This window comes from Undibacterium sp. 5I2 (assembly GCF_035019605.1).
GTDB lineage: Bacteria > Pseudomonadota > Gammaproteobacteria > Burkholderiales > Burkholderiaceae_D > Undibacterium.
In genome coordinates this window covers 21,377-45,576 of sequence record NZ_JASJVS010000035.1, presented here as the reverse complement: position 1 = coordinate 45,576, position 24,200 = coordinate 21,377, and the positions used below count along the sequence as shown (strand labels likewise).

The window sequence follows — 24,200 nt, the reverse complement described above, 5'->3', positions numbered from 1 at the left end:
GATGGGTATAGTTATTCACTGGTGGCAAACATGGACGTGACAGGCACGCCACCAAAGCAAGGAACGCTGCGCGTTCCACGCTCTGCCTCCTCGGCCTGAAGGCCGAGGTTTCACGCGTAAATCTGATGAAAAATAATTTGAAAATAGCCTTCATCGGCGGCGGCAATATGGCCGTGGCCTTGATCAACGGCTTATTGCCGGGTTTGGCATCGCCCGAGCAAATTCATGTGGTGGATGTCAATCAAGCCGCCTTGACACGTTTGGAGAGCGAGTTCGCGGTGCGGACCTCCTTATCGATCGACGCACAGCTCGAGGCGGTCGATGTTATCATTTTGGCAGTCAAACCGCAGCAAATGCGTGATGCCGTGGCCGCCTTGGCCAATCATCTGAATGGTCAATTGCTGATTTCCATCGCCGCCGGGATCCGTGCCAGCGATATTTCACGCTGGTTGAGCAATTACGACAAGATTGTGCGTGTCATGCCCAATACCCCGGCCTTGATCAGCAAGGGCATCACCGGCTTGTTCGCCTTGCCAGGCGTTACCGAACCCCAAAAAGACTTGGCCGACGCCATACTGCGCGCCGTCGGTGCTACCTCTTGGGTGGCGAAAGAACGTTTGATCGATGTGGTGACGGCGGTGTCCGGCAGCGGCCCGGCGTATGTGTTTTACTTTATAGAAGCATTGCAGCAAGCGGCGGCCGAACTCGGTTTGACTGCCGAGCAAGCCACACAATTCGCGATCGCCACATTTGAAGGAGCGGCCCAGTTAGCCATGCATTCCAGTGACTCGGTGAAAGTGTTGCGTGAACGCGTCACTTCTAAAGGCGGCACAACCTATGCAGCCTTGACGACGCTGGACGAATTGAACGTAAAACCAGCGATCATCACTGCGATCAAGGCTGCCGCCAGTCGTGCCACCGAACTCGGGGCAGAATTTGGCCAACAAGATTGAGGCAGCGTGATATCACATTTCTTAACATGACAATATAGAAATTGATACATATAGGATACAATGCGTTACAGCTGCGCGCCCGGGTTTATCCCCGGGCATTTTTATGCCGCTTTCCGTATTGTGTCGCTACCACCGTTTCCGGTTTTTTGAAGTTGCACATACCCCAGTAAGATCAATTAATGTGGTTTGTATGGCAATTTTAAACTGGTTCTCTCCTTTTACCGGGCGCGTCAGCGTCTTTCGTACTCTTCTTGCTCATGGCCGTACTGCCATGCTGGCGCTGAGCACGGCCGAGCGTGGCTGCTTGCCTTTGCTGCTGCTGATCGCCGCTTATTTGTATCCGGGTTTGATCGGTCACGATCCTTGGAAGCAAGATGAAACCTATATTTTCGGCATCGTCCATCATATGCTCGAGAGTGGTGACTGGACCGTGCCGACCATGGCCGGTGATGCCTTCATGGAGAAACCGCCGCTGTACTACTGGATCGCAGCAATTTTTGCGCAATTACTCTCACCATGGCTGGCACTGCACGATGGTGCACGCTTGGCGACCGGTTTGCTCATGACCATCACCTGCATCGCCAGCGCTTGGACGGCACGGCAGTGGTGGGGGCCCGGCTATGGCCGCTATGCCGTGTTGTCTTTGCTCGGATGTTTGGGCTTGTTATTGCATGCGCATATGATGCTGACCGACGTTCCCTTGCTGACCGGCTTTGCCATTGCCACCGCTGGTTTCGTTCATGTCGAGCGCAATATGTGGCGCGCAGCGGCCTTGATGGGCACCGGCGTCGGTCTGGCTTTCATGGCCAAAGGCGTGTTCGGACTCGGCGTGTTCGGCGTCACCGTGCTGGCCTTGCCTTTGCTATTTGCCAATTGGCGCAGCCAGTCCTATCTGCGCACGCTGCAATGGGCTTTGTTGTTTGCCGCACCGTGGCTGTTGATCTGGCCGGTATGCTTGTACTTGCGCTCGCCTGATTTATTCATGGAATGGTTTTGGCTGAATAATGTCGGCCGTTATTTCGGCTTTGCCGTCGCCCAGCTAGGCGCGCCGCACACGCCGGGCTTTTGGGCTACTACCTTGCCGTGGTTTGCTTTTCCAGCCATGCCGCTGGCGCTGCTGACAATCTGGCAAAAACGCCGCAGCAGTCTGATGACGCCAGCCTTGCAAGTGTGTGGCCTGGTATTCGGCGTGAGCTTGTTCGTACTTTGGCGCGCCGCCTCGGCACGTGATAATTATGCCCTGCCTTTGTTACTGCCGCTGGCCATCATGGCTGCCCCGGCTGCTCGGCATATATCGGCTGGCTGGAATCGTAGTTGGGACTGGAGTGCACGCTTGCTCTTTGGTGCCGCGGCCTTGTTGATTTGGCTGATTTGGGGCGCGATGATAGTGCGCGGTGCACCGCCGGAATGGCTGTTCTTGCTGAAATATTTGCCGCGTGATTTTGCTCCGAGTTTTTCTTTGGCTCAAACTACTCTGGCGCTCGTTGTCACACTCGCGGCGCTGTATGCCTTGCCACGTCTGGCCACGTTGGAAGCGCGCGGACTGGTCAGTTGGGTTGGCGGCACGGCACTCTGCTGGATGCTGATGAGTAATTTGCTCTTGCCTTGGGTTGATCATGCCAAGAGTTATCGCAGTGTTTTTTCTTCCATGCAAAGCGCTTTACCGGGCAATTTTGACTGTATGGCGAGCAAAGATCTGGGCGAATCGGAACGCGCTATGCTGGGCTACTTCGCCGGCATCACCACCTATCGCCAAGAAAATTTTCCTGACGTGGATTGTGATTTATTGTTGGTCAATGGATTACAGAACCAGCAACCGCAGCATCTGCATGATGAAAACTGGCGTTTGCTGTGGGATGGTGCGCGGCCGGGCGACAGCCGCGAACGCTTGTGGTTATTCGCTGCGAAGAAAATGCATGTCGGATGGATTGACGGGCATGTTCATAAGCAGCGCGGCATCAACTGAGGCGCTTATTTTGTTGGCGTGTGATCAGACCGCGCTTGCCACTGCTTGAGTAGCGGGCTCAACCTGCGCCAAATTTGCCAAGCCGTCAGGGTGCTGGTGGAGAGAGAAATCAAGCGCCGGGGTTTGACAATAAATAATAAAGCGGCGGCACTGGCGCTGAGCAAAGGTCTTTGCCGTATCAGCGCAAACACCTTTGCCAAATACGTATAAGCAGCATCGACGGTATCAAAGGAGTGGCTTAACTGCTCGGTTTGCAAGCCGAGCAGGCACCGCTGGGCATGAATTTTGACCAGCAAGGCTTGACGCCGCAGGGCTAAAACCTCGTTTTCATAAGCCATTAAACATCCTTCCCCAAGGCCCGCAAGGCCTCGGCGTCGTTGTTGAGCTCATTCAAGCTCATTGCCAACAAACGCGGTTTGCTACGTAAGCGCTGACGCACCAAGCCCGCCAGTACCAGTGCTGCGCCACCGAATACCGCCAGCAAGCTGATAATGATCAGCAAGCGGTTGCTGTCCCAAAACAAGACTATCAGTAACAGTGCCAGCAGCAGCAGTGCAAAACAGGCGCAAAACAAGGCTGCCAGCGACCAGAGGATGAGCGCGTGAAGGCGCTGCACCTCTTCTTCGATTTCCACGGAAACCAATTCCAGCCGCGTCTGGACAATGCCAAGCATGGTCGCGCTGAGTTGGCCTAGCGAATCGAGGATAGCCATACTTATTTATTGCGACCGATCAACAGACCGAGCAGTAAGCCTACACCAGCGGCAATGCCGGCCGAGCGCCAAGGATTTTCTTTAACGTAATCGTCGGTGGCATGCACGACTTCTTTACCGCGTCGAACGACCACTTCTTCCATCCGTTGAATTTCTGCTTTGGCAGTCTTGAGGGTTTTTTCGAAACGCAGTTTGGCGGCCTTGAAGCCTTCGCCAGTTTGTTGTTCGGTATTTTTCAATAAATCTTCGGCATCGCTGATGACTTGGTTGAAATCTTGTATCAATTGGTCTTTATGTTGTTCTATGGAACTCATGGTATTTCCTCCGTTGTGCAATGAAAAAAATCTGTCTGTACAGTGTAGATCAGGCCTGCACAGGTAGTTTGTTATGGGTCAATAAAGGCTGGTGTGAAGCACGATTTTCATCCTACTGTAAAGCATAGTCGAGGGCGACGCCAGCAAAAATCGCCGCTCCCAACCAGTTATTATGGATAAAAGCGGCGAAGCAACGCAGCCGTTCGCGTTCTCGTATCAATGCAAAATGATAGAGCGCACAGGCGCTGGCGACAGCCATACCGGCGTAAAACCAGATACCCAAACCAAATTGCCGGCCGCAGATGGTGATGATGCCTAAGCTCATGAAATAGCAAACCATGATGGCGGCGACATCGTAGCGGCCGAAGCTAATGGCGGAGGTATGCAGACCGAGGCGCAGATCATCGTCGCGGTCGACCATGGCATATTCGGTATCATAAGCGATGGCCCAGAAGACATTGGCGACGAGAAGTACCCAGGCGACCGGCGGGATGGTGTTTTGCACGGCAGCAAAAGCCATGGGAATGCCAAAGCCGAAGGCAATTCCAAGATAAGCCTGCGGAATGGCAAAGAAGCGTTTGAAATATGGGTAGCTGGCGGCAATCAATACTGCGGCGACCGAGCATTGTTTGGTCAGGGTATTGAGCGGTAACACCAAGGCAAACGAGAGCAAGGCCAGTACGCCGGCGACGGCGAGCGCTTCGCGTCCGGAAATTTTTCCAGCTGTCAGTGGTCGCTGTGCCGTGCGTTTCACATGGCGGTCGAAATCGCGATCGGCATAGTCATTGACGGCGCAACCTGCCGAGCGCATCAGCACCGTGCCGGTGGTGAAAATAGCGACGAGTTTCCAATCGGGCCGCCCGGCGCTGGCAATCCAGAGCGCACACAGGGTGGGCCAGAGCAATAATAAAATGCCTATCGGTTTATCGAGACGCACCAGTTTGATATACCAGTGCAGACGGGGCAAGAGGGCATTCATGGCATTACCTGTTGTGACAAACAGGGCCAATTATAAGGGCTAACGGCATGGGCAGATACTACATCAACAGGTTCGCGCGGCGGCGCGGTTGGGTCTGCCGGGTCTGCTGGGGCTGCGCTGACTGCGTCGACGGCGCTACTGCCGCGCTGGCCAAGCTGGTGGCGACACTCAGAGGACGCTCAGGCGTCAAGCTTGGGGCGGTTTGCTGTCCCAGCGTATAGCCGGCAACGAAAATGATGGCCGTTAGAAGCATACACAGACTATATCTGACAAAGGATTGCATTTTTCCCTTTCTTTGACTGAACCCCCGGAGTGTCGCAACAGCCGCTTGGTGATACCAGACAAATCTCCCAAGTTCTGATTTTTGCCCTGCTTGGTAGCGTTTTTCAGTACTATTAAGCTTTTTTCAGCGGCTAGGGATAATCATGAGCTCTCCGGAACTATTGTTACATGTCTTGCGCAGCGAATTACGCGCCGCCGGGGTGACCTATAAAATCTTGGCCGAACGCATAGATATGAGCGAATCCAGCGTCAAGCGTATGTTCGGACAAAAAGATATGAGCCTGTCACGGCTCGCGCATATTTGTAAGGTGGCCGGCATCGCGCTGGAAGATGTGTTGCGTCAGGCTTGCACCGTGGCACCAGATTCCGATACGCTCACGCTGGCCCAAGAAAAATCCTTGATTGCCGATGCCAAATTGTTACTGGTGGCGATATGTTGTCTCGGTCATTGGAGCTTGGAGCAAATCGTCGAGACTTACAGTCTGAGTCAGGCTGAGTGTGTGCTGCATTTGATTGCACTCGATAAGCTGGAATTGATAGAATTACGCCCGCATAATCGTTATCGTCTCAATGTGTCGGCCGCTTTTCACTGGCGGCCAGATGGTCCGGTGCAGCAATTTTTTCGGGCGCATGTGGTCAGCGATTATTTCAATGGTAGTTTTGATGGTAGCGGCGAAACCCTGTTGTGTGTGCCGGCGCGAGTATCGAGTCGTAGTGCGCAGGAAATCGTGCAAAAAATTCAGCAATTGGTGGCCGAACTGGCGCGCTTGCATCAGGATGACCGGCGCTTGCGTTCCGATGAACGCGATGGTTTTACCTTGCTCATCGGCTTTCGTTCCTGGGAATTTTCTGCCCTGACGGCCTTGCGGCGGCCGGAAGCGCCACCCGAGGTGGCTGGTCTGACCCACCAAATTGCCCCGAAGAAGAAGTAGCGCGCTGAGGCGGGAGCAGAGATTTTGCGTCAACGCGTGATTCGCCTATGCTTCACGATGAAGCAGTAGTGGGCGCAGCGTCGAGCATGCGCACGCCGGGTAAATCGCAAGCCAGTACGGCTTGGCGTATTGCTTCGATGGCGGCTTGCCTGGTAAAACTTTTACGCCAGGCGATCACGACGCGGCGTTCCGGCACCGGCGCGCTGAAATGCGCATAGCGCAACATGCCATCGGTGCTCGCCATATCGGGTACTGAGGCGATCGGCAAGACTGTCAAGCCTATGCCGGAGGCGACCATATGGCGGATGGTTTCGAGCGAAGAGCCTTCGAAGGTGCGGGCGATGCCGTCACCGGTGGTGGCAAAGCGTGCCATTTCGGGGCAGACTTCCAGTACTTGATCGCGGAAACAATGGCCATTGCCGAGCAAGAGCATGGTTTCCGATTTTAATTCGGTCGCCGAGACGCTGGCGCGGCCGACCCAAGTATGGTCTTTCGGCATGGCCACCACGAAGGGTTCATCGTACAGCGGCTGCATCACCATGCCGGAGTCGGGCAAGGGTAAGGCCATGATGGCGGCGTCGAGTTCACCTTGACGCAGCAATTCTATCAGCTTGACAGTGAAATTTTCCTGCAACACCAAGGGCATTTGCGGCACTTCGCGTATCATGGTTTTCACCAGTGTTGGCAGCAGATACGGGCCGATGGTGTAGATGACGCCGAGGCGGAATGGGCCGGCCAGCGGGTCTTTGTTTTGCTTGGCAATTTCTTTGATGGCGGCGGTTTGTTCCAGTACGCGTTCGGCTTGGGCCACGATCAAGGCACCCAGCGGCGTGGTCGACACTTCCGTGCCGCCGCGTTCGAAGATGGTGACGCCGAGTTCGTCTTCGAGTTTCTTAATGGCGACCGACAAGGTCGGTTGCGCGACAAAACAAGCTTCTGCCGCATGACCGAAATGCTTTTGCCGGGCAACGGCAACGATGTATTTTAATTCTGTGAGTGTCATGTGCTTAGTTTGGCACAGTGTGAATCGGGATTCATTAAATATTTGTGGCAGATGCTCACAAATTTCTGGCTGCAGACAGCTATAAAAGCGCAAAGCCGCAACGCTGCGGCTTTGCGCGATGCGGATCAGCCCTGCGTATGCTGCATGGCTTTGCTCAGTTCCAGATGCCCTTGCGCCGTACCACTTTCGGGGACGGTTTCGTCGGCTCGTGCCCGTACTTCGCTCAGGCGAGCGGCCAGTACTTCATCGGTAGCGCCGCCGCGACCTAGCCACAGGCCTGGTGTCATGGTGATGTGGGCGGCTTCGAAGCTGCCGGCACCGGCGCACAGGATGGCACGCGTCGGCGCGGCTTCCGAAGCCAAGACCAGCATGGCCGGTACCACGTCCGAGGCTTGCAAGGCTTGCAAGAATTCCGGCGGGAACAAGGCTTCGGTCATGCGTGTGGCGGCGGTGGGGGCGAGGCTGTTGACGTGGATATTGTTTTTTGCGCCTTCCAGGGCCAGCGTCTGCATCAAACCGACCAAGGCCATCTTGGCGGCACCGTAGTTGGATTGGCCGAAGTTGCCATACAAACCAGATGACGAGGTGGTCATCACGATGCGGCCATATTTTTGTTCATTCATCAAGGGCCACACCGCTTTGCAACAGTGAACGGCGCCCATCAGGTGCACATCCATGACCAGTTTGAAGTCGTCAAGTTCCATTTTGGCAAAACTTTTATCGCGCAGTATGCCAGCATTATTGATCAGGATATCGACCCGACCCCAGGCTGCCACGGCGTCGGCCACCATCGCTTGCACGGCTGCGAAATCGGTCACCGATGCGTCATTGGCCATGGCAACGCCGCCGGCGGCGCGAATTTCCTCGACCACGGCCAAGGCTGCGGCTGAACTGCCGCCGCTGCCGAGGTCATTGACGACGACTTTGGCACCGCGGGCGGCCAAGGCCAGTGCATGTTCGCGGCCGAGGCCGCCGCCGGCACCGGTAACGATGGCGACTCTGTTGCTGAAATCGATGCTCATGCTGCGTTTTCCTGTCATGGTGGGAGATCCGTGTAGCTTACTCGGAAATCAGCGCGCGTTCAGCGCGTGTAGTCAATTTTTTCTGCAACATGACGGCCCCGCCCTGAGTTGGCCCCAGTTCATAGTTGGCAAAGCCGCTGGCGTGGTACAAAGCCAGCGCCGGGGCATTGCCGCTCAATACTTCCAGCGTGAGTTTGCAATATTGCTGTTGTTGCGCCAACTCAGTGATATGTTCCATCATACGCCGACCTATGCCACGGCCGCGAAACTCGGGATGGACTGCGAAGTCGTGGATGTTGAGCAAGGCTTGGCAGGCAAAAGTGGAAAAGCCTTCGAAACAGATCGCCAGTCCGGCCGCGCGGTCGTCGCAGTAGGCCAGCACGGCGTGTACCCCTGAACGCGCTTGTAAGGCGGCGATCAAACCGGCGCGACTGTGTGCCGGCAGCGCTGTGCCGCCGCCCATAGGGTCCTTGGCATAGTCATCTAAGAGCGTGAGCAAGTCTTGGGCGTGCTGCGGATTATTTAAATTGGCATTGACGATGGTGGTCATGGGCAGCTTTTTCAGGAGAGGAGGATCAGACGCGTAAAAATTCTTCTTTGTTGCCTAGCCAGCGATCCAGATGGGCGGCGACGGTGACGGCATCATTTTGCAGCAAATCATCGGCCAGCGTGCGCGCTTGCTCAACCAGCCATTGATCGGTCTCCAGATTGGCGAAGCGCAGCATGGCTTCGCCCGATTGCCGTGCCCCGAGAAATTCGCCGGGGCCGCGTAATTCCAAGTCTTTTCTGGCGATTTCGAAACCATCATTACTCTCGCGCATGATGCCCAGCCTTTGTTTGGCGGTGCCACCGAGCGGCGCTTGGTAGAGCAGCAAGCAAACGCTGGCGGCGGCACCGCGCCCTACGCGCCCGCGCAACTGATGCAATTGTGATAAACCGAAACGTTCGGCGTGTTCGATCACCATCAGGCTGGCATTGGGCACGTCGACCCCGACTTCGATGACGGTGGTGGCAACCAATACTTGGCTGTGATTGCCAATGAAGGCATCCATTACCGCTTGTTTTTCAGCCGATTTGAGGCGGCCGTGCACCAAGCCGACAGCGACCCCGGGCAAGGCGGCGCTGAGCATGGCATGGGTGTCGGTAGCGGTTTGCAGTTGCAAGGTTTCTGATTCCTCGATCAGCGGGCAGACCCAGTAGACTTGTTTGCCATCTTGTGCCGCCGCGTAGACGCGCGCCAGCACTTCATCGCGGCGATTTTGATCGACCACACGCGTGACGATAGGAGTGCGGCCCGGTGGTAATTCATCGATGACTGAGACTTCGAGGTCGGCAAAGTAAGTCATCGCTAAGGTGCGTGGGATAGGGGTGGCGGACATCATCAGTTGATGCGGAATTTTTCCGGCCGGTGCCTTGTTGGCCAGAGTTAAGCGTTGGCTGACGCCGAAACGATGCTGTTCATCGACGATCACCAAGCCCAGCCGTTTGAATTCGACATTGTCTTGTATCAAGGCGTGCGTGCCGATGACCAGGCTGGCCTCACCCGAGCTGATCAGGGCATTGGCGTGGGCTTTGTCTTTTTTCTTCAGGCTGCCGCTGAGCCAGGCTGTGGTGACACCGAGCGGTGCTAACCAAGCAGCAATTTTACGAAAATGTTGTTCGGCCAGAATTTCTGTCGGCGCCATCAATACTGCTTGAAAGCCATTGTCGATGGCTTGTGCCGCCGCCAATGCCGCGACCACGGTCTTGCCACTGCCAACATCGCCTTGTAGCAGACGCTGCATGGGAAAATCTTGTCGTAGATCGTGGCGGATTTCGGCCAGCACTCTTTGCTGTGCCGCGGTCAGAGAAAATGGCAGTTGCGCCAAGAATGCCGCGCTCAGTGCGCCGGTCAGCGGCAAGGCATGCGAGCCTTTGCTGCGACGGGTGATTTGTGCGCGCTTAAGCGAGAGTTGTTGCGCTAATAATTCATCGAATTTCATCCTTTGCCACGCCGGATGCTCGCGCTCCATCAGGCTGTATTGATCGGCTTCGGGCGGCGGCGCATGGATGGTGCGGATGCTGCTTTCAAAATCGGGTAAGTCGAGTGCGGCCAAGCGGGCCGGGCTGAGCGTATCGCGCCAATGCCCGCGCGTCAGTACGCGGCCAATCGCGCTGCGTAGCAAGGCTTGTGGCACGCCGATGGCGGCCGGATAAACTGGGGTGAGGGCGGTCGGTAAGGGCGCACCTTCGTTCACGATTTTGTAATTCGGATGCACCATTTCAGCACCGAAAAACCCATGTTTGAGTTCGCCGCGTGCACGCACGCGCACGCCGGGTGCGAGTTGGCTGACTTGGCTGCCGTAGAAATTCAGAAAGCGTAAGGCCAGTTCGCCACTGTCATCGGCCACGGTAACGACCAGTTGCCGGCGCGGTCGGTATTGGATGTCGGCATGGCTGATCAGGCCTTCGATTTGCACCATGCTGCCGCCGCGAAAGGCAGCTTCATGAATACTGGTGATCGCGGTTTCATCCTCGTAGCGCAGGGGTAAATGGAGGATGAAGTCCATGTCGGTGCGCAAGCCGAGTTTAGCTAATTTTTCGCTCGCCTTGCTGGCTCCGCCAGACGGTGCCGGTTTGGCTTTGGCCTTGGGGGGAGCGGGTTTTGTCAGCGCCACCTCGACTTTTTCCGCGCCGTCGTCGCCTGAACTTGGGTCTTGTGCTGGCATGGGTGTAAAATGGTGGGTTCGGCTGTTGTCAAAAATTAAGCAAGAAATCAATGCCCTGCTCATTCTACTGAGTTTTTATACAGTGTGCAGCAATTTTTGTCTGAATTTTGCCATAGAAGAGTCGGTACACCGTCTCCGCCCCGTCTCACCCTTTCATTTAGTATGCATGCATGAACTATTCTCTCACTGATTTTGATTTTGATTTGCCGCCCGAATTGATCGCGCAATTCCCCTTAGCGCAGCGTACCGATTCGCGCTTGCTGGACGCTTGCGGCGCGGCCCCGGTCGACCGCCATTTCGGTGCGGTGCTCGATTTGTTGGCTCCTGGCGATTTATTAGTTTTTAATGATACGCGGGTGTTGAAAGCGCGCTTCTTTGGTGTCAAAGAAAGCGGCGGCAAAGTGCAATTGTTGATCGAACGCGTGCTGTCGAATCATGTCGGTGAGCACAGTGTGCTGGTACAGATGCGCGCGTCCAAAGCGCCGCTGCCGGGCAGTAAAATTCGTCTGGCCGATAGCTTTGATGTGACCGTCGGTGAGCGCGTCGGTGAGTTTTTTACTTTGTTTTTTCCTGACGATATTTTCACCTTACTCGAAACTTATGGCCGCTTACCGTTACCGCCTTATATCGCGCACGATGCCGATGATTTCGATGAGCAGCGCTATCAAACCGTGTATAACCGCGTGCCTGGTGCGGTGGCGGCACCGACGGCCGGCCTGCATTTTGATGAAGCCTTGCTCAAAGCTTGCCAAGACAAGGGCATACAACTGGCCTATGTGACGCTGCATGTCGGTGCCGGGACTTTCCAGCCGGTGCGCGTTGATGATTTGGCTCAGCATCAGATGCACAGCGAGTGGTACAGTATCAGCAGCGAAACGGTGGCAGCCGTGCAGGCGACCAAGGCCGCCGGTGGCCGCGTGGTGGCGGTTGGTACCACCAGCATGCGCGCCTTGGAATCGGCGTCGCAGTCGGGCACTTTGCAAGCCGGTAGCGATGATACGCGGCTCTTTATCACGCCTGGTTATGTGTTTAAAACAGTCGATCGTTTGATTACCAATTTCCATTTGCCGAAATCGACCTTGATGATGTTGGTCTCGGCTTTTGCCGGTTACGCAGCAGTGCGCGCAGCGTATGCGCATGCGATCACGCAGGGCTATCGCTTCTTCAGTTATGGCGATGCCATGCTGCTCGATAATCACTCCGCCGCCCCATCTCTTGTCGCGCAGTCCGACAATCGTACAGAGGAATCATGATGCTTGAATTTACTTTAATTAAAAAAGATGCCACTACGGCGGCGCGGCGCGGTCGCGTGAAGGTGAATCACGGTGTCATCGAGACGCCGATCTTCATGCCGGTTGGTACCTATGGCTCGGTGAAGGCGATGTCGCCGTTGGAACTCAAGGAAATCGATGCCCACATCATTTTGGGTAATACCTTCCATCTGTGGTTACGCCCGGGACTGAGCGTGCTCAATAAGTTCGGCGGCCTGCATGATTTCATGGGCTGGGATAAACCGATCCTGACCGACTCCGGCGGCTTTCAAGTGTTTTCGCTCGGTGCCATGCGCAAAATTACCGAAGAGGGAGTGAAATTTTCTTCCCCTATCAACGGTGAGCGTTTGTTTTTGTCGCCGGAAATTTCCATGCAAATTCAGCGCTCGCTCAATTCCGATATTGCCATGCAATTCGATGAGTGCACGCCGTATGAAATCGACGGTCGCCCGGCGACCACCGAAGAAGCCGGTAAATCGATGCGCATGTCGCTGCGTTGGGCCAAGCGCTCGATCGATGAATTCCATGTCGGTGAAAATCCGAATGCCTTGTTCGGTATTGTGCAGGGCGGTATGTTTGAACATTTGCGCGATGAATCGCTGGCCGGTCTCAATGAGCTCGGTTTCGACGGCATCGCCATCGGTGGCTTGTCGGTCGGCGAACCGAAAGAAGACATGATGCGTGTGCTCGCGCATGTCGGGCCGAAATTACCCGAGCATAAACCGCATTATTTGATGGGTGTCGGTACCCCGGAAGATTTGGTGGCCGGGGTAATGAACGGCATCGATATGTTCGACTGCGTGATGCCGACCCGGAATGCGCGCAATGGCTGGATTTTTACCCGCTATGGCGACGTCAAGATCAAGAATGCCCGTTATAAAGAAGAAAAAGAACCGCTCGACGCCACTTGCAGCTGCTATACCTGCAAGAATTTTTCGCGCGCTTATTTGCATCATTTACATCGCACCGGCGAGATACTCGGTGCGCGCTTGAATACGATTCATAATCTGCATTACTATCTGGACTTGATGAAAAATATCCGTACCTCGCTTGAGCAGGAACGCTTCCCGGAATTCATCGCTGAATTCCGCGCCGACCGCGCACGCGGCGTCTGAGTTGCTGCAGCGTGGCGCGTCGTCGCCACGCTCCGTGCTGCCTTGGTTTCAATGATCCCACGGCAAGGGAAAGCCTTGCCAAAATAGTTCCTGTTCCCGTTTCGGCAGTTTTAATACCTGCGCCCGCATGGCATAGCTGATTTGGCCGCTGCATGAAGCGCCGTAACATTCGGCACCGAGTAATTTGTCGCTCCATTGGCCGGGGATGGTGGCGTCATTCTCGGTTGGTAGAATGGCCGGATTCAATTCTGCAGCGCTATTGAGGAAGGCCGCCGCCAGACCGCGGAACGGCAGCGGCGAATCGAGTTCGGTGCCGAAGATGCTGCTCGATGAAGTATGGGTGAGCAGTGCCGCGAGCCCGAAAAACAGGGCGCCGCGCTCTTGCGGAGTGGCGTTTTGCAGTTCATACAAGCGCACGACTTGAGTGGCGAAATCGGGCTGCAGCAAACGTTCATCGCGCCCGCTGGGAGTGGGCCGGGAAAACATCAGTGTCTCAAACCGATCACTGACCGTACTCATCTGCTCGGATGAAAAATGGTGATCGCTGAATTTACTGATCTTGGTGGCAGCGATGAGATCCTCATGCATCTGATGAGGTAAGCCCAGACTGCCGATGAAGGCGAGGCGGCGGCCTTGTTCTATGGAGTTGGAATAGATGCGACCGATCAGGGGGAAGCGATGGAGTATCATTTCATCGGTGCCGATCAAGGCTTTTTCACGGGCATTGAGATTGACGTAAGCGGTCGGCTGTTCCGGCTTGGCCGGATCGGTTTGACGCGCGAAATAGGCAAAATTTCTCCACGAATCGGCATGCATGTTACTGGCCGATTGAAAGATCTGCGCCAGACTATTTGCCGGCAAGGCTAGCAACAAGCTGCCGTCGGCCGAGCTCATCACGCGCACATGGCTGCTCAGCGGGATGCGCTCATCGCTGCGCTCATCGAGTATTAAGGTAATCATGTCACGCGTGGTGGTCGGCAGTAATTCCCATTGTGCTTGGGCGATTTCGCCGGCATGGATGGCGGCGTCGGCGCTGGTTTGGCCGTGTATGATCAACTGATTGATCAAGCCACTATGTTGTTGGGCAAAATACGGCTCGCTCATCCGGCTACGTACCAGTTCGGCCAGCATGTGCAGTTTCAGCGGCGCGGTGGGCGCGAGTACTTGCTGTTCGGCTTGCCTCATCAACACCGGTAAAATTTTTTCTTTCAACAGTTGTGCGATGGCCGTATCGCGCTGATACAGCGGGTCGCGGTTGAGTAAGATGTCGATGAAAGAATCGACATAGGGTTCCAAATCGAGTTGCAGATCGGCACGTGCCAGGCGGCCGATCAACGAACTCATGATTTCTACCCGTAGGCGCGGATCTTCAATATTGTCGATGGCCAGCAGTAAAGAACCGCTGTGTCGGTTGGCCAGATGGTTGAAGTAAGAGTCGAACAGATAATGTTGGTTCAGATTACCGTACAGACGTTCTACTTCATCCAACACTTCCCAATGCATTTGCATGCGACTCGCGCTGTTGAATATAGCGCTGCCCAGGCGGGTTTTTTGGTCGATGCGCACGACTTTCCAGTTTATATCACGGAGGTCGCAATCGCTGAGATCCATGCCTTCCAAATTGATATTGGTCAGATCACTGCCGCGTAAATAATCGACGCCTTTCAGTTGGCTGGCCAATACTTGAGACGGCATTGTGTTAGCCGGATCAGAAAAATCGATCAATACCGGCTGCATGCGTTGTTGTCGCTGTATCGCTTCTTCAAGTGCCGCGCGACTGGGGAAACCGGCGTCATACGCGGCCGCGCCGAGTGTTTCGCGCCATGGCGGTCGGTCGATATGCCAGCGCTGATTGGCATCGATGGAAATCGTCGCGCGTGAAAATTCATTGCCGGTATCAAACTCGTCGCGCCAGATCAATTGATAGCCTGCGTCGCCGAGTGCTGGCAAGATGGCATAGTCGGTCCGCACACGCGAGCGACGCAGTGCCGTTTCCGGGATACTGCGGATTGAGGCTGGCCGGAAGTCCATACTTAAATACCTGGTACCTGCAGTGGTTTGCAAAGGCTGCGCCGATTTCGGCTCGAACGGCGCGCTGCGATCGCTGAACACGGCGAGATCGCGAAAGCCGTTGCTGGCTTGAATTTGTAACGCCAACGCTGCAGTGAGTTCGGCCAGGCCGGGCACGGCGCGCGCCGCTGACGGCACGCTGCTCTCGAGTTCCCATTGATGGTCGCTTGCCGGTACGGTGAGTGTGTTGACGTGTCCCTCGCCGACTAAGGCAAGAAATTTCTCATTCTTGGGAACGATGTCGTGTATGCTTTTTTGAAACACGTAATTGCTGATGCACAGGTCTGTCAATGTCGCCTCGGCCGCTGCTTCGGTTTCCCACGACCAGGGATTGTGCGTCTGTGTCTGACCGTTGCCCGAGGTGAAAATGCCGGGCTGACGCACATTCGGCAGGCTCGATGCCAAACAATCGAGCCCATGCACGGCGATGCCGAATTCGCGGGCCCGTAGCAGGGTGTGGGCATAGGGCTGAAAATCTGGGTGGGCACCCGCAGTGATGCGCACGAGGTGGCGGTCTTTCAATTTTAATGCCGATTTCAAGGCCGCCGGCAAAGTGGCGACACCGGTTTGATTCAATTCTTTGAGCAAGGCTTGATATTCTTCGACCGAGAAAGTTTGCAGCAGTAGGTGACGAATGCCTTGTTCGTGCAAAAATTGCATATTGTCGTAGACGAAACGTAAGCCGTCATAGGGGTTTTCTGGTGTGACGCCCAGCACCACGCCTTTGGCATCGCGTAAACGCGCCGGCAAAACGGTTTCTGCCGTACCCGCAGAAACCGCTGGATCGGATGATTTCAGGAATGGCAGCGGCAAGTAGTCATTGGAAAAAAAGCGCCCGGCATCACGTCTGATTTTTTTTCTGATCCGATACCACAACTGCGCCTGTGACGAGAGCGGTTTTCTACTGTTAAAAATAATGTTGTCGAAATCTTGCTGGAGTTGGTTGATATTTTCCTGCAGGCTCTTTGTTTGAATCCAGATATTTGGCATCATATAGGCGTGCAAGGGATTCTCCTGGCTCGCCAAGTTGTCACGCAGTTGTAGGTGGCGACTGGTACTGGGAACATTTGGACAAGTGTTGTCGGCGGCATCGGCGCGTTTGGCACGGTGGCGCATTGTTTGATTCTGCGCTGCGAGGGATGGTAGGACGACGCGTGCGACCACGATAGCTTTGCCTTGTTGATTTGGCTCCATTTTATAACTGAGACTCAATTGTGTACCGGGTGCCACGGCAAAGATACAGCGTGCGCGCTGCTGCTGTTCGTGCCAGTGGTAGTAAGACTGAGTCGGATTGCTGAACGCATATTCATTGCCGGGAATAAACTGCTCGCCATGTACGACGAGGTAAAAGTGTTGACCAGGACCGAAATGGTTTAAATCAAACAGGAAGTCGCGCTCGCCGGCGCTGCCGCCGCCTGGGCGGGCGATCATCTGTGCCGCCAGACGCTGGGTGCCACCCGACGCGGCGATGGTTTCACACAGCGGCAGCGTGGCCGCTGGCGTATCGAAGCCGGCGCCGGCACTGAGCATGCTAAAGACGATACGGTCCGGTATCGTGCTCTCGATGGCGGCCAGCCGACCAAGATAGGTCGGTTCTTGTGGGCTTGCCAAACCCAGCAGTGTCCCGGTGACATTGTCCCAAGCGACGGCTTGGTCGTGGTGCGATAGGCCGTCTATCGTGGCGACCCGCTGGGTCCAGTTCGCCAGATGGGCGGGATGCGCGCCATTGGTAGGAAAACTGAGCATGCGTGCGCGCAGAGCTGCTGCTTGTTCAAAGTGCTGGCCATTGAGTACCAGACCGGCGCTGGGAAAGTGTCGTGCAGTCAGGCTAAGCTTGTTACCGCGGCGCAGGGACAGGCCATTGCCGTCGCCGGCGCTGAAACGATAATTCGGCAAATCGTCGATTTGCCACCTTAAAGGCAGTGTGGCGTGCGCTTCAAAGGCAAACTCGCCTTCGAGTTCGCTGGCGATCACAAATATTTCGCCGCGATGGGGGACGATGATGCGGCTATCGGCAGCGCTGCTGTAGAGATGGATAGTCGCGGCGGCTGGCTGACTGGCCTCGCTGGTGATAATTTGCCATCTCGGTTTGGCACTGGCTTGCAGACGATAGCTACCCGGCATCATCAGACGGACTTCCTGTTGGCCGACTTGGATCACGCTGCCACTGTTGCGATGCCTGAGCAGATACTGCGCAGGGCTGGGTTCAGCGGCGGCGCTGCGTGGTCCGAGATAGTCGAAGCCACCGTACACATAGTCAGGCGGGATGGCGATCCATTGCTGAGCGTGTGACAGATAAAAAAAACTCGCTTCACCCGTGCCGATTTGCAGTAAACCGTTGCGACCGTGCGCCTGGTCCGACAAGACGCGTATCGGTTGGCGCGCGCATCGTTGCGCGTGTTCCCGGCTCATAGTCAAAGACAGCACAGGCAGCAGTCCGTGCGTCTGTTGTTGTTTCAATGCAGTCACGTTGGGCGAGTGCTCGGCGACGACAAAGATTTCCAGCCATAGACGCTGCGGTGCCGATGCGTCCGGGCGCAGAAACAGCCACTGCCCGGCTTGCTCGGCCAAAAATTCGTAATCGCTCGGAGTCCAGATAGCGGGTGGCCGTCGAGTATGGCGCCAGACCATACCCTCGCTGGCATCGACGCTGTGCAAACCCAATACCGGTAGGCAGCGCATGGGGTCGAGTACGGTGGCGAGAGCGGTAGTGAGCAAGTCGCTGCCGCTGCCGAGTTGTAGTTGTGCGATTTTCGCCACGCCTTGCTCGCTCTCCATGCGGTAAGTCGTGTCATTCTCGCGTGCCCTTGGCTGTTCGGCCAGGCTGGAATAGATCGCAATCCAGCGCTCCACATCGGCGATACGTACACTCAATTGCTGGCTCTGTTCGAGTTGGTAATGGTGGGTGAAGGTCGGCAATTCTGTGTGCGCGGCGCTGGCGCTACCGAACAGCGACGCGCTGGCCAGCGTTGAACGGGCCGACAAGTGCAGTTCGAGGTCTTGTAAGTGTGGGTCAATTTCGCTCACAGCTTGTGCTGCCACGCCGGGTTTTGGCGTCGCACTGACTTCGCGGTCGCGCACCGTCAGCAGCAGCGTACGATAGGCTTGCAGATCAGCACGCGCGAGTTCAGCTAACAGGCGGTGTAACACCGCCTCGCTCGGTGCGCGTCCTTGTGGCGCTTGCAGATAGTGGCTGGCGGCTTGCCCGGTACGATCGAGCCGCCAGATCTCTTGGCCCACAGGTGTCAGTTGTGCCACACCATTACTCCAGACCGCCCCGACTTCGGGCTGCCAATGGAATCCGCCGCCCTTCAAGTGTTGTCGGCTAAAAAAGGCTGGCATCAGCACAGCGTGTAAGCCTGCTTGCGCGCCTTCGTGCTGTTCCCAGCGCCACAAGCTTTGAGCGCCTTCGGCCAGCAATAATTGCTCGCCATCATGGCCCAGCACGGTGATCTGATCGGCGCTGCGGCCGGCCGGCAGAGTCAGTATGCTGGCCCGGCCCGGGTGGTATAGCGAAACGCGGTTGCGCAGCGTATTTTGTCGTGCTTCCAGCCAGAGTATTTTCAATAAGGCCGCCAGTGGCTCGGGCTGTCCGGCCAGCGCAGCTTGGATTTTCGGGATGCCAGGTTCGCCGCGAAAGCCGGTGAAATGCAGGTCGACGATGCTTTCTTCGTCTCGCGCAGTTGGCAGCAGGGTCAGGGCGCCGCGCTGGCGTGTCTGTGCAAACACGAAGGCGCGCAGTTGTTGCTTCAATTGGGTGACGCGGGTGCCGATTTGGTCGATGTCGGCATGCGATAAATGGCCAGGCCCACCACCTGCATCGCTAGTCTCGTTGAGGCCGATGCCGAGAACTTGATCGACGATGGCGAGTGGAAAACTGCCGAGCGCACTATCCCAAAGTTCGCGTTGTTCGGCCTGCGCATCGGATTCGGGCGGGCGGGCGGCATACGCGGAGGCGACCGCGCCGTCTAGCGCCAATTGCACACGTACCTGTTGATACGGCAGGGCAAATTGTTGCCGTAAATCTGGCAGCGTTGCCGCCAGCGTCCAGATATCACTGGCCAGCGCCTCCACCTCAAAGTAACGCTGTACAAGGGCTTGGCTGATCTCCGTCGTGCTGTTAGCCGTCACCTCAGTCATGTTGCTGTTGTCCGACACATGGCGCCAACTGCCGCTGGCAATATCCTGCACCAACCAGCCTGGCGGCAGGGGTGCATTTAATCGTCCCAGTAATTGACAACTCGCTGGCAGCAGCGGTGCGGGTGCGGTTGGCGTCAGCGGCAGGCGATGGATTTCGCCCCAGCGGCCGTTGCGTACCGTGATCGCGGCGACGACACCGGCATGCTTGAAGCGTACCGTAAAATTGGCCGAGGATGCGCGCGTCTCCGGGATGGCTTGTAAATCTTCTTGTTCCGCATCGGCGGCAGCGACGAGGGTGAATGGATAGCTTTCACTGGTTTTCCAGGCATGGCTAAAGTCTTGATAACAAGCGTTCAATAATTTTAATACGTCGGCTTCACTCACCACCACACTTGGGTAAGCCAGTACCAGCAGCAGCGCGGCTTGTTGTCGTGTGCGGATGACTGGACTAATCCGCAATGCCCATGGTCCGGCACCATGATCGGCAAACAAGGCATACAGTTGTCTTTGCATGAAACGATCGAGCGGCACACCGTTGACCTCGATGTCACTGAGGTGGATGGCGCTGCCGGCTGCCTCCGTAAAATGTTGTTCAAACTCGCGTACGCGCTGCTGCCAGATGCTCAACAGGTCTTTTTGTGGCAGCGAAATATTTTCGCGCAGGACGGTCATGCGGGTCGGATTGTCGCGCTCGATTTCAAACAACAGGCGTTCCGGGGTCGGGCCGGTGGCGGCCATGTCGTGCGTCATTTGTACTTCAAAGTCGCCACCCTGACTGCTGAGTTCGCAGGATCCGATGGTTTTGCTCAGCAGTAAGGCGGTCGACAAGGCCGTTCGGCTGTCATAGTGCAACGTGCACAGGCCGGCATGGGCGGCGATGCCGCTGGGTTTGAGCCATAACAAAATAGGCGTGTGCGTGATCACGGTTTTTCTGGTTGCTCGCCCGACCCGCACCAGCGACTGGATCACTTTGTTGGGAAATTGTGCATTGCTGACGGCGAAATAGCGGCCATAGCCTTGATTGAACTGTTTGCGTTCGGGATCATTTTGCGCATTGAGATGGTAAGCGAAACTCTCGCCTTCGATGGTCACCAAGGTTTGCTCCGGTACCAGATCGAGTCCGACCACTCGCGCGGCGCTGCTGGTCCAGTTGAGCTGGCGCAGGTAGTCGGGGCGACGCAAGATCGTGCCCAGGGATTTGGCGCGGTTTTGCTGCAGATAGGGGGGGTCTGGGTGCAGTCTGGGCAGGTCGATGCGGAAGGCTTGCCGCTCATAAACCGGTTCGCGGCCGCGCAGGCGTTGGGTCCATTGTTGTTCGAGTAAAAATTCCTGAGCGGCAGTGATGGGTCGGCTCTTGATCCATTCCAGCGGAGAAAAAACGTAGAGCAAGGTGGCCAAGACATCGGCTTGCTCGACTTCACGCCGAGCGACGCTTTCTGCGATCACGCCTTCCATGATGGAGAGCGCGCCGCTGCGGTAGCCTAGGCCAGTCTGGTCGACGATGAGTAGATTGACCGGGGCTTGGGCACAGGTGCTGGCGATCTGTATCGAGGCGTTTTGCGGTGTTTCTTGTATGCTCAATTGTTGTTCGTAGTCTTGAAACAAGCCAGTCAGTTCTTTGCAGACGGCATTGGCTTTGGCACGCATGTCCCATTGTCGGTATAGCCAGTCACGCAATTCCAAGCCATATTGGTAAGCGAAACTCAGTGGTGTCAGTCGTTGTGCGGCCATGGAAGCGAGCATGGTCAGGGTGCCGACGCCATCGCTGATGAGGGTGTCGCGCGCGCGGTGTTGTTGATCGGCCGGTTCCCCGTTGCGTAGCAAACTCTCGCTGCGGCTTTCCAAATCGATGAACGTAGCGATCAATTGTGGTGCGGCCAGCAGTTGCGCCAGCCGAGCGCTGTGGCGTGCCACGGCTTCCCAGCGTGAGATGGCAGCAGAGGTGATGCCGGGCTGCTGGCTGAGGGTTTGGAGTTCGGCAAAGTAGGTCGTCAGATCGGCGGCGGAATTCATCATGGCCAAGACGGCTGCGGTCCCATTCAAAGCAGTGGCGGCACTGTCTTCAATTTGTTGGATATCAAATACCACTTGGGCAATCCGTAATTTGCCTTGCAATCGTTGCGCCGTTGCGTGCAATGAACTGCTGGTTCCCTGATTACGCTGCAGTGAATTAGCCTGAGCGACGCCGCTGAGTAATTCCTGTTCAGTCAAACGCTTGTGCTCGAGATCGCCATTCTGATGTTGATAGAGAAAATCGATTTGCCCGGCGCGCGCGCGGTTGATCTCTATGAGTTCAGCGGCCGGCACCTGTAGAAATGGCAGTGCCTGCCAGAAGTGGCTCTCTGTCAGCGCCGCGACACTGGCGCCGGGCGCTACGACTTGCTCAAGCTGTGCCAGCGCCTGTGCGCGTAGTTGCGCTTGTTCGCGTAGCTGCTGCTGCTGTTGTTCCTCTTGCTCTGGGGTTGGACTGCAAACACTGGCTTGCGAACGGCTGGCTATGTTCAGCATGCCGAATATCGTCAACATGGCAGCGGCGTGGTCGGACGAGCTGGTGCCGCTTTTTTTGAGCGTCATGGCGAGCAGCGGAAGCGCCAGCAGATTGCTGGCGCTATCCAGCGCTATCTCGGCCGAGGGTAGGATCATGTGCGCGGCCAGCCAATCGAACAGCGCTAGCGTGGGGGCAGTTTGGCTTTCCTCTTGAGGCAAGGCGCTTTGTGGTACTGGTACGTAACGAGCATTTTGCCGGAACTCGGCGCGGAATTGGGCATAAGAGCGCGGACTGACCTGCACATGCTGGGCTTGCCAGCGTTGCTGTACTTGTTGCAGTAAATGAGGTTGGGCGGCGATTAAACTTTCTGCTGCGGCCAAAAAAATACTGCGGCTGCTTTCCTCAGGATGGCGCTGCTGCTGCGTCAGCCATTGTTGATACGCATGGCGGCTCAGGGTGTTGATGATGGCGCTGCTGTCGATTGGATTGAGGTTGGCATTCCAGGCTGCCTTGATCGCGTCTTCTTGTCGCTCTGTACTCATGCGCAAATCGCTTGCGGCCAGTCTGGCGCTGGCGTAGGTCGCCAGCGGACTCAGCGCTTGGCTCAGCAGAATCAGGCTCAGGCCGATCCGGGTAGCGCGACTGAAGTCGGGTTCGACGGCGGCGACTGTGATACGCCCTGGTTGTTCCAGTGTCGCAAAAGTCTGGGTTAACAACAAGTCTCCCTGTGCCGGCCAAGCGGCGGCATGCCATAGGCTTAATGCGCCATCACACAGGTCATCGAGCTGTTGCGCCTGTTGTAAGGCTGGTTGCAGCAAGGCCGTATACTGAAAGCTCGTCAGCGCCGGCAATGTGGCCACGGTGGCGCTGACTTCGTGGGCGATGCGACGATACAGTGGCGTCAGATTGTGGATCTGCGCTTGTACTTGGCGTAACTCTTGTGCGACTGCCGCTTCGAAGGCGGGCAGCGTGGCTTGTCGCCGCTGTAAATCAGCCGCCAAGGCGCTGGTGAGCGCACGCAATGGCGGCAAACTGCTTTGCAGTACGTCACGCAGCGCCGGTGGCGCAGTGGTTGCGACGAGCGCATCAGCAAGCGTGGCTAACTGGCTGTCGCAGCGCGCCAGTAAGGCTTGCTGCTCGGTAATTTGGTCGGCATGCAAGTCGCGGTAGCTCAGACCGGGGCGGGTACTGCGCACGTATTCGGCCAGGGCGAGGCGCAAACTGTGCCAGGCCTCGATGCCCGCGCTGCCGAATGCGGCAGTGAGGATAGCGTGATGGCGCTGCAGCGCTTGTTGCAAAGTATGCAGGTGCTGCTTCAGCGCTGTCCGGTCGAGCTGGGCATCGAGCTGATCTTGCAGTGTGGCTTGGCGTTCCATGGCTTGCTGGCGGCGCTTGTCTATGTGCACGGCAGTGCGTGTAGCCGGCCGACGTGCGATCTGCGTCAAGACGTGTTGGAGTCGCATGCGGGCCCGATGATAATCACGCTGCAAGACGTGATTATCTTGCCACAGCTGTTCGCGTTCCTGTTCCAAACGACGCCGCAGCCGTGCCTGTGCCTGGGCGTCAGCCGGCAGCGGACCATGAAAATCTTTGCCGAGATGCTGCCAGTGCTGCGCCACATGGACAGAGACGCGTTGGCGTAACTGCGCTTGCTCGGTGCGGCCAGGTGTCAGACCTTGGGCGGCCAGCAAGGCGTGATAAAAGTCTGGGCTGTCGCACCATTTTCCTTGCTGCAGATAGCGATAGCCGGCCTGGTGCTCACGCACGCAGGGCAGGGTGATGTCGCGCCATTGGCCGGCCGCGAGCTGGACGGGTGTGACGCCGGGCCGCAGCAGCAGCGCCTCCTCGCTATGTTGCGACAACACGAGTAAGCCCGGGCAAACCCCGACTTCGACGGCCAAACGGGGTAGCAAGGTGCTCCAGTCCGAGCCGCTGGCGAGCGCGGCGCTGACGCCATGCTGACGTTCTGCCGCAGCGTCGACGGTGGCGCTGGTGTCGTGCTGGCTGCCGGTGAAAAGGCGCTCGACGCGTTGTAACAGGCGCGCCGTCAGCGAAGTGGCGGCCGTGCCTGTGGCTGTTGCATGGGCGCTGACAGGAAAGGCGCTGTTGCTGACACGAATCAATAACTGCTGCAAATATTTTCCGCCGGCGGCAGTGCCCGCCGCGAGTGTCGTCAATAGCTGTTGTGGTGTTGGCGCTGTGGGCAAGACGCTGCGGCGCGGGAACGGCTTAAGCATGTAATCCT

The 24,200-nt window shown here is 56.6% G+C and carries 15 protein-coding genes; 5 read left to right on the top strand and 10 right to left on the bottom strand.

The features are described 5' to 3' along the window. The first annotated feature begins 125 nt into the window (after window positions 1-125). Both proC and QN359_RS12915 read left to right on the top strand, forming a co-directional pair. Window positions 126-953, top strand: a complete 828-nt coding sequence (gene proC, locus QN359_RS12920; protein WP_322250851.1) for a pyrroline-5-carboxylate reductase — start codon at window positions 126-128, stop codon at window positions 951-953. A gap of 190 nt (window positions 954-1,143) precedes the next feature. Then, a complete protein-coding gene (locus QN359_RS12915) occupies window positions 1,144-2,919 on the top strand; it encodes a glycosyltransferase family 39 protein (RefSeq protein ID WP_322250852.1) in 1,776 nt (591 codons plus the stop codon). 5 nt (window positions 2,920-2,924) lie between these two features. Here QN359_RS12915 and QN359_RS12910 read toward each other — a convergent pair whose 3' ends face one another. The 5 genes from QN359_RS12910 to QN359_RS12890 form a co-directional block, all read right to left on the bottom strand. Further along, entirely contained in the window at window positions 2,925-3,257 is a 333-nt protein-coding gene (locus QN359_RS12910; protein WP_322250853.1) for a YqjK family protein, read from the bottom strand. Further along, window positions 3,257-3,631, bottom strand: coding sequence for a phage holin family protein (locus QN359_RS12905; RefSeq protein WP_322250854.1), 375 nt, complete (start codon window positions 3,629-3,631; stop codon window positions 3,257-3,259). Before QN359_RS12905 ends, QN359_RS12910 begins: the two co-directional genes overlap by 1 nt. Window positions 3,632-3,633: 2 nt before the next feature. Beyond that, entirely contained in the window at window positions 3,634-3,945 is a 312-nt protein-coding gene (locus QN359_RS12900; protein ID WP_322250855.1) for a DUF883 family protein, read from the bottom strand. Between the two features lie 112 nt (window positions 3,946-4,057). Then, window positions 4,058-4,912, bottom strand: coding sequence for a 4-hydroxybenzoate octaprenyltransferase (gene ubiA / locus QN359_RS12895; protein ID WP_416200232.1), 855 nt, complete (start codon window positions 4,910-4,912; stop codon window positions 4,058-4,060). A 70-nt stretch (window positions 4,913-4,982) separates the two neighbouring features. After that, complete coding sequence (locus QN359_RS12890; RefSeq protein WP_322250857.1) at window positions 4,983-5,177, bottom strand: hypothetical protein; 195 nt, start codon at window positions 5,175-5,177, stop codon at window positions 4,983-4,985. A 172-nt stretch (window positions 5,178-5,349) separates the two neighbouring features. Between QN359_RS12890 and QN359_RS12885 the strand changes: the two genes are divergently transcribed. Beyond that, entirely contained in the window at window positions 5,350-6,138 is a 789-nt protein-coding gene (locus tag QN359_RS12885; RefSeq protein ID WP_322250858.1) for a helix-turn-helix transcriptional regulator, read from the top strand. Window positions 6,139-6,190: 52 nt separating this feature from the next. On the opposite strand, the gene QN359_RS12880 is transcribed toward QN359_RS12885, so the two are convergent. The 4 genes from QN359_RS12880 to recG all read right to left on the bottom strand — a co-directional run bounded on the left by QN359_RS12880 (window position 6,191) and on the right by recG (window position 10,871). Further along, the gene (locus tag QN359_RS12880; RefSeq protein WP_322250859.1) at window positions 6,191-7,141 is read right to left on the bottom strand and encodes a hydrogen peroxide-inducible genes activator; all 951 of its coding nucleotides are present in this window, start codon (window positions 7,139-7,141) and stop codon (window positions 6,191-6,193) included. Window positions 7,142-7,266: 125 nt separating this feature from the next. After that, on the bottom strand, window positions 7,267-8,163 hold the full coding sequence (locus tag QN359_RS12875; protein WP_322251081.1) for an SDR family NAD(P)-dependent oxidoreductase: 897 nt from the start codon (window positions 8,161-8,163) through the stop codon (window positions 7,267-7,269). Window positions 8,164-8,200: 37 nt separating this feature from the next. Next, entirely contained in the window at window positions 8,201-8,713 is a 513-nt protein-coding gene (locus QN359_RS12870; RefSeq protein ID WP_322250860.1) for a GNAT family N-acetyltransferase, read from the bottom strand. A 25-nt stretch (window positions 8,714-8,738) separates the two neighbouring features. Further along, window positions 8,739-10,871, bottom strand: coding sequence for an ATP-dependent DNA helicase RecG (gene recG / locus QN359_RS12865; protein WP_322250861.1), 2,133 nt, complete (start codon window positions 10,869-10,871; stop codon window positions 8,739-8,741). A 170-nt stretch (window positions 10,872-11,041) separates the two neighbouring features. Here recG and queA point away from each other — a divergent pair, with 170 nt between their 5' ends. Together queA and tgt are read left to right on the top strand one after the other, a co-directional pair. Further along, window positions 11,042-12,124: a tRNA preQ1(34) S-adenosylmethionine ribosyltransferase-isomerase QueA gene (gene queA / locus QN359_RS12860; protein WP_322250862.1), complete on the top strand. Its 1,083-nt coding sequence runs from the start codon at window positions 11,042-11,044 to the stop codon at window positions 12,122-12,124. Continuing rightward, window positions 12,124-13,257, top strand: coding sequence for a tRNA guanosine(34) transglycosylase Tgt (tgt, locus tag QN359_RS12855; protein ID WP_322250863.1), 1,134 nt, complete (start codon window positions 12,124-12,126; stop codon window positions 13,255-13,257). The genes queA and tgt overlap by 1 nt, the downstream gene beginning before the upstream one ends. Window positions 13,258-13,305: 48 nt before the next feature. On the opposite strand, the gene QN359_RS12850 is transcribed toward tgt, so the two are convergent. Further along, window positions 13,306-24,192, bottom strand: a complete 10,887-nt coding sequence (locus tag QN359_RS12850; protein WP_322250864.1) for a hypothetical protein — start codon at window positions 24,190-24,192, stop codon at window positions 13,306-13,308. Between the last annotated feature and the right edge of the window lie 8 nt (window positions 24,193-24,200).